The organism is Kitasatospora sp. NPDC001539 (assembly GCF_040298565.1).
Taxonomy (GTDB): domain Bacteria; phylum Actinomycetota; class Actinomycetes; order Streptomycetales; family Streptomycetaceae; genus Kitasatospora.
The window spans coordinates 1-6,968 of sequence record NZ_JBEPAK010000315.1; the positions used below are offsets into that span (position 1 = coordinate 1).

The window sequence follows — 6,968 nt, forward strand, 5'->3', positions numbered from 1 at the left end:
CGACATCTCGAAGCGTGGGGAACGGCCGCGTCGTATGCTCCCCGATCCCGGAGATCTCAGCAGGTCGAGTGACCCTCGAGGTTAAACAACAAGCTCAGGCATCCTGCCCGAGCGTGACGGGGAGTTGGCGACGCGAGGTGATGTCGAGCTTGCGGAACACGCTGCGCAGGTGGGCGTCGATGGTACGCGGGCTCAGGAACAGCCGGTCGGCGACCTCGCGGGAGGTCGCTCCGGTCGCCACCAGCCGTGCGATGTTCAGCTCCTGACCGGTCAACAGCTCCACCGCACCCAGCACGGCCGGCCGGACCTGCTCGCCGACGGCGGCCAGCTCCGCCCGGGCCCGCTCGGCGAACCCCTCCGCGCCCGTCGCGGTGAACAGCCCGTGCGCGCTGCGCAGCGCCTCCCGGGCCTGCCCGCGGCGGCCCTCACGGCGCAGCCACGCGCCCTGGTGCAGCAGCGCCCGGCCGTGCCAGACGCGAAGGCCGGCGGCATCCAACCGGCTCACCGCCTCGGCGTGGAGCTCCTCCGGGTCGTCCGACAGCAGCGCCGCGAGGGCAGCGCGCACCCCCAGCGCCCAGTCGGTGCCGACCGCCGACGCGTGTCGCGACAACCGCGCGAAGGCCTCCTGCGCGGCGTCCTGCTCGCCGCACCGGACGGCCGCCTCGACGAGCTCGGGCAGGGCGAGGCTGGACATTCCCAGCTCGCCGTCGGTCACGGCCAGCCGGGCCGCATCCAGGGCCGCCCGGTGGTCGGCCGTGCCGTTGGCGTGCAGCGCCGCCGCCGCGTGGACGGTCGCCGTCAGCATGCCCTTGTTCCGCGCGTACGACTCCGCCAGCACCCGGTCGAACAGAGGCCGCGCCTCGGAGGCCGTTGCCCGCACCGCAGCCGAGAACAGCCGGCCGTACCAGTGCGGCGGCACGCCGGTCACCTCGGCGATGCCGTCGGCCTCGCTGTTCAGCGCCGCCGCCCCGAGCAGGTCACCGCGCAGGGTAGCCGCCATCGCCCGCATCCACAGGCCCACCGGGAGGACCATCAACGTTCCACTGGTGCGCGCGCCGTCCACGGCCCGTTCGACGAGTCGGTCTCCCAGGGCGACATCCCACAGTTCGACGGCGAGCAGGGCGGCCAGCGACAGCCGGCCGGCCCACAGCGGGTCGGTGACCTCGGACAGCAGCCCGAGCAGCACCGGCACCGTCGCCAGGTCGCCGTCGAGGTAGCCGACGAGCGCGTCCAACAGCGCGTCCGCGGTCGAGCGTTCACCGGTCGCGGCGGGCGCCCGCCGGGCCGCCGCCAGGGCCTGTCGCGCGGCGGGGGAGGCCCGGCCGACCACCAGACCCGCCTGCAGCGCGTCCAGCAGGTGCAGCCGCGCCCGGCCGGGATCGAGGGCGGCTGCCGCCACCAGGTGGCCGACCGCGTCCGCCGCGCCGTCACCGAAGAACGCCGCACGTCCGCGCAGGAGTTCGACCTCCACCTGGTCGGCGGAGTCGATCGGGCCTCCCTCGGCCGCCGCGACCAGCGTCAACGCGCTCTCGAACGACCCGGCCGCCAGTGCGGCCCGGGCCGCGGCGAGACTGCGGCCGGCCCGCAGCCGCGGATCGGCCGTCAGGCCCGCGGCCTGCTCCAGGAACGCCGCCTCGGCAGCGGCCCCGCCCCGGCGCCGCGCCCGCTCCGCGCAGCGCAGCAGCTCCGCCGCCGCCTCCTCGTCCGGCCGGGAGAGGGACTGCGCACGGTGCCACGACCGCCGGTCGGGTGCCGTCAGCGGATCCGTGGCCTCCGCGAGGGCCCCGTGGACGCGACGGCGCTGCGCGGGGGACGCCGCCGTGTACACCGCCGAGCGCACCAGCGGATGCCGGAACCTCGACTGCCCGCCCAGGTCGATCAACCCGCTCGCCTCCGCCTCCGACCCGGCCTGGGGCCCCACGCCCAGCAGATCGGCCGCCCGCCACAGCAGCCCCGGGTCTCCCAGGGGTTCGGCGGCCGCCGCCAGCAGCAAGGTCCGGGCGTCCGGGGAGAGCCCGGAGACCCGCTGCTGGTAGCTCTGCTCGATCCGGCTGGCCGGGGACACCGGTGTCGGCAGCCCGAAGCCACCCGCCAGCGCGGCGGGCCCGAGCCGGCGGGGCAGCTCCAGCAGCGCCAGCGGATTGCCCCGCGCCTCGGCGAGGATCCGCTCCCGTACCTGGTCGTCGACGGGACCGAGCAGACTGGACGCCAGCAGCCGGCGTGCCATCTGGTCGGACAGCCTGGGCGGCGTCAGCGCCGGCAGCCCCTCGAGTTCCGCGACCACGTGCGGATCGCGCACCCCGAACACGAACACCACCGACTCGTCCGCCACCCGCCGGGCCGCGAACGCCAACACCTGCGCCGACGCCTGGTCCAGCCACTGCGCGTCGTCCACCACGCACACCACCGGCTGCTCCCCGGCAGCCTCCGAGAGGAGCCCCAACAGGGCCAGGCCGACGCCGAACCGGTTCGGCGCGCCCCCCTCGCCCAGACCCAGCGCCACCGACAGGTCGTCCCGCTGCGGAGCGGGCAACTGCCCGATCCGCTCATGCAGCGGACGGGTCAACTGGTGCACGGCCGCGTACGCGAAGTCGGCCTCGAACTCCGCCCCGTTCACCCACAGCAGCCGCACACCCGACAGCTCGCCGGTGACATGGCGCAGCAACGTCGTCTTGCCGATACCCGCCTCACCACGTACGACCGCCGCCCCGCCCCGGCCGGCTCGTGCACCGGCCAACAGGTCGACAAGAGCCGCACGTTCGGCGGGCGGTATGTAATCGGAACCGGTCACAGGAGCCACCCCGGAATCATGCCATGTCCTCTGACCTGGGTAATTACCCCTCCTGCCCCGGCGGAGCAGGCGGTAGCCGAACACCCTCCACGACGAGACCGGCCGTCGTCGGCGCGGTAGGGGGACGCGTCGACCACGACCTGGGGGAGGGCGCCCTGCTCGAAGCGGACGTGCTCCGGGGCGCCGTACTCCACGGTTCCCGCCGGAGCGGGCCTCCCCGGACGTGGGAACGAGTCCTAGACGGGCCGGGGGACCGCAACGTTGGTCCGGCGGACGCGGGTGGCGGTGCGCTGGTAGAGGCGGATGCCGAGCGTGCGCCACAGGAGGCGAGCGGGGGCGGGCATCTGCGAGAGGAACAGCTGGCGTTCCTGTGCGGTCGCGTCCTCGAGGATCGCGCCGAGGAAGATCAGGAGTTTGGACTTCGGGACGCTGCGGCGTCCGCGTTCGCCGACCTCGGACCACTCCCGGGCGGTGATGTGGGCGGCCATCAGGGGCAGGAGGTGCTCCTCCTCATCGTCCATGTGGGCGACGGCATGCCGGTCGAGCGCGCGCAGGGCTTCGGCCAGGCGCAGGGCGGTGTCGCGGTCGGAGCGGGTGCGCCAGCGGCGCGACGCGTCGGTGGCAGCGGCGAGCGCGCCGGCGACGGCCTCGTGCTGGTCGGCCATCCGTGAGACGACGCCGTCGCCGGGGGCCGCACGCTCACGCAGCTTGGGCCACAGCAGGTCGTCCTCGCCCTCGTGGTGTTCGCCCAGGGCGCCGAGCACCAGGTCGAGGTGGTCGGCGAGCACGGCGGTACGCTGCCGGTCGCCCGGGGCGGCGGCTTCGACCAGGTCGGCCAGGAGCGGTATCTCGCGGCGGAAGACGCGGTGCAGGACCACCATCTCCTGCGGGTTCAGACGCTCGTCGGCGTCAACCGGACCGGCGGTGGGGGGCATCGGGGTCCACTTCTGCGAGGGGAACGGTGATCATTCCGGGAACCCGCAGCCTAGTGCCTCCTGCTCTGTCACCGGCACATCGGACCACGGGTCGGCCACCTTGGGACCCAGCCGGACGGGCGCAAGGTCTGGTTGCAGCCGCTCGGCAGGGCGGGAGCGGCGTGCGCGGGAACCGCAGACCTCCTCAGAGCCGCGGGGCGCCGGTAGGAGCGGTTCCAGTCCGGCTCCAGGTGGCCCCGGCGTGCTTCGCGACACGTGGCGAAGGCGGGCAGCCAGCTCCCGCGCGGTCAGGACCGGCAGCACCAGCGGACCCGACTCCTCCGCGGCACGGTCCCGCTCGCAGGCCGGACACTCCAACCGGTCAGGTCCGGCTTTCTCGGTCAGCTCCAGCTCTGAGCAAGCCCCGCTCGGCGAACGCCGCGCTGCGTCGGTGTCAGACGTGCCGAGGCTCGAGAGACGGTGGCTACCGTTCAGGTGATCTTCAGCTGCTCGCGGCCGTGGCGGTCCACCGGGCTCGTTGAATCCGGTGATCCAGTCACGAAGACGTCGTGACGCAGCGACCACATCAAGGAGGGAGACCGGATGAGCGATCAGGGTGCCTTCTCACACGGACGAGTACCGGGCAAGGCCTGCTTCGACGACATCTACGACCAGCCCGATCCGCGGAACTACTTCACCAGGCTGGCCGCGCTCGAGTACCAGATCCCGCACCACGCGCAGGCGGAGTTCCGCCGGACCCTCGCCGAGCGCAACCGGGCGGTGGACCGCGCGGGCGAGCTCGCCGTTGTCGATCTGTGCTGCTCGTACGGCATCAACGCGGCCCTGCTCAACCACGACCTGACGCTTGCCGACCTCTACGCCCACTACACCGACCCCGCGCTGGGGCGTGTGGCGACGGAAGAACTGATCGAGCGGGACAAGCAGTTCTACGCTGCCCGACGTCGCCATGATGCCGTACCGGTCATCGGCCTCGACATCGCGGGGAACGCGCTCTCCTACGCGATGGCCGTGGGTCTGCTGGACGACGCATGCTCGGTCAACCTCGAACACGACGAACCGAACGCGGCGGTGCGTCGCGCGATGGCGCGCACCGGCCTGATCGTCGCCACCGGTGCCGCAAGCTACACCACCGACCGCACGGTCTCAGCTCTCATGGACCAGGCGCGCCGCCCCGTGTGGATCAGTGCCTTCGTCCTGCGAACGGTGGACTACCGGCCGGTCGTCGACCGCCTGAAGTCCTACGGCCTGCTCACCCGCTCCGACCCGGCCGACCTCCACCCCCAACGGCTCTTCGCGTCACCGGAAGAGCAGGACCACGCCGTCGCGGCGGTGCTGCGAAGCGGCCAGGACCCCCGCGGCCGGGAAGACGCGGGACGGTACTACGCACGGCTGTACCGCTCCCGCCCCGCCGACGCCTGGGCCACCCGCCCAGCCTGACGTGCTCAACCGCGGCGGTGAACGGGTGCATCGGCCGCGTGAGGGGCGAATATCGTGTGGCCGAAGGGTGACTTCGCCACGGCCACCCGGGCCCTGCCGACTGGGGCGGAAGCCGGGCATCACCAACGCACCTGGTGACCGGGCCGTCGCGCACACCCGCCCGGCCGTGGTCACGGCGTTCGCAGGCCGAGGTCGCGCCAGCGATGAGATCACCGTCGCTCGCCGGCACCTGGACGAACGTCCCTGTGCTCACGGCAGGGGGCGAGGAACCCACAGGTAGTGGACGATGCTCTCTCCTTCGTCGGACACGGCGGCCTGTCCGGTGAGTGTGAAACCCAGGCCCTCGTAGAGGCGTTGAGCGCGGGTGTTGTCAGCGTGTGTGAACAGCTGGAAACGGTCGTAGCCGCGGCCGCGGCCGTGGGAGAGCAGTGCCCGGAGGAGTTGCTTGCCCACCCCTTCGCCCCAGTGCTCGGGGCGGACGGCGACCATGCTGATGTGGCACAGCCCGGGGATGGTCCGGCCGGTACCGCCGTCCTGGCGGCCACTCATACCGGCCGCAAGGCCGATCGGATCGCCCTCCGTGCTCTGCGCAACGAAGAAGAACGTGTCGGGACTGGAAAGCCTCTGGCGCATCCGATCACGGCTCTCACCGCCGCCTGGCAAACGCCCGCTCCGCTGGACCTCGGCACTGTGCAGGATCGTCAGCGCCTCCTCGATATCGCTTGCGGTCCCGGGGCGGACGGTAATGGGGCGATCGGCTGGCACAGGGGCACAGTAGCCGTCCACCGGGAGGTGCGGTCAACGCCCCCGTCGGTTCATCGAGCCTCGCGGCCCGCCCGGCACTGGCCGCCGGCGCCGGCGGCATCGCCGCGCAGCAGCACCAGCAGGCCGGCGTCTTCGCGGCCCGCGGGAGGGAGGATGACATGTCGCGTCGTTGTGACAGCTCTACCGCAGCCGAGCGACGACACCGCGCTCCTGGCTATCGGTGTCCCGCCACCCATCCGACCGCCACCTCCGCAACGAATCCGCCACGATGAGCCCGCTGAAGACGACACGCCACGATGCCGACACCGGACCCGTTCTCCGGGTGGTCGGCGACCTCGACTTCGAGTTCGCCCCCGTGCTGCGCGAGCGAGTCGAGCAGCTCGCCCTCGCGCCCGGTCAGTGCCTGGTCATCGACCTGTCCGGCCTGCGGTTCTGCGACTCGAGTGGCATCACTGCCCTCCTTGCCGCCCGCCGCCACGCTCGGGCTGCGGGCGCCGACATGGCACTGGCTGCCGTCCCCACCAAGACCCTGCGCATACTCACCGTTGTCGGCCTGGACCGGGTCTTCACCATCCGCCCGGACGGCGACATCGCCTGACCGGGCGCGTTCGCCACCGGGGTTGGTGGCTGCGGGCTCGGCGTCGGCGGCTGGTGATGGTGCTGCTGGCCGGCGCCGTGATCGTGGTGTTCACCGGACCGCTGGCCGAGCGCGCCGGCGCCGTCCCGGGGCTGGGCCGTACCGCCGTGACGGTCTGGTCGATCGCCAAATGGCCGGTGCTAAGCGTTCTGGTGTCGTTCATGATCGCCGTCTTGTACCGGGCGGCGCCGAACGGGCGCGACCGGAGCTTTCGCTGGGTGTCGCCAGGCAGTGTGGAGTGCGCCGGCCGTGCCGCTGTGGGCTCGTTCTGTCCGGCGGTTTCGTCGCCTACGTGGCGAACTTCGCCTCTTAGAAGCGATTCCCAAACCGGGGGACATGGCTGCCGCTCGAACTTCCGTGCGCATCAGCCTCGTTCAGGTGATCAGTTCGCGGCCGGCGCATA

Annotated in this window: 5 protein-coding genes and 1 pseudogene; 3 read left to right on the plus strand and 3 right to left on the minus strand. The window is 72.6% G+C overall.

Going from position 1 to position 6,968, the window contains the following annotated elements:
- Positions 1–94 precede the first annotated feature (94 nt).
- Together ABT247_RS30270 and ABT247_RS30275 are read right to left on the minus strand one after the other, a co-directional pair.
- Positions 95–3,112: a helix-turn-helix transcriptional regulator gene (locus ABT247_RS30270; protein WP_350748879.1), complete on the minus strand. Its 3,018-nt coding sequence runs from the start codon at positions 3,110–3,112 to the stop codon at positions 95–97.
- A complete protein-coding gene (locus tag ABT247_RS30275; protein ID WP_350748882.1) occupies positions 3,028–3,726 on the minus strand; it encodes a hemerythrin domain-containing protein in 699 nt (232 codons plus the stop codon). The genes ABT247_RS30270 and ABT247_RS30275 overlap by 85 nt, the downstream gene beginning before the upstream one ends.
- A gap of 582 nt (positions 3,727–4,308) precedes the next feature.
- Between ABT247_RS30275 and ABT247_RS30280 the strand changes: the two genes are divergently transcribed.
- A complete protein-coding gene (locus ABT247_RS30280) occupies positions 4,309–5,163 on the plus strand; it encodes a hypothetical protein (protein ID WP_350748885.1) in 855 nt (284 codons plus the stop codon).
- 249 nt (positions 5,164–5,412) lie between these two features.
- On the opposite strand, the gene ABT247_RS30285 is transcribed toward ABT247_RS30280, so the two are convergent.
- Positions 5,413–5,928, minus strand: a complete 516-nt coding sequence (locus tag ABT247_RS30285; RefSeq protein ID WP_350748888.1) for a GNAT family N-acetyltransferase — start codon at positions 5,926–5,928, stop codon at positions 5,413–5,415.
- A 268-nt stretch (positions 5,929–6,196) separates the two neighbouring features.
- Between ABT247_RS30285 and ABT247_RS30290 the strand changes: the two genes are divergently transcribed.
- Together ABT247_RS30290 and ABT247_RS30295 are read left to right on the plus strand one after the other, a co-directional pair.
- Positions 6,197–6,526, plus strand: a complete 330-nt coding sequence (locus ABT247_RS30290) for an STAS domain-containing protein (protein WP_350748891.1) — start codon at positions 6,197–6,199, stop codon at positions 6,524–6,526.
- A gap of 56 nt (positions 6,527–6,582) precedes the next feature.
- Positions 6,583–6,968, plus strand: a pseudogene (locus ABT247_RS30295) (YhjD/YihY/BrkB family envelope integrity protein); the annotation flags it as partial.

What these genes read in the sequence shown, in the direction of transcription:
- ABT247_RS30275 (WP_350748882.1), bottom strand. Translation starts at nt 3,726, where the DNA reads ATGCCCCCCACCGCCGGTCCGGTTGACGCCGACGAGCGTCTGAACCCG.
- ABT247_RS30280 (WP_350748885.1), top strand. Translation starts at nt 4,309, where the DNA reads ATGAGCGATCAGGGTGCCTTCTCACACGGACGAGTACCGGGCAAGGCC.
- ABT247_RS30290 (WP_350748891.1), top strand. Translation starts at nt 6,197, where the DNA reads ATGAGCCCGCTGAAGACGACACGCCACGATGCCGACACCGGACCCGTT.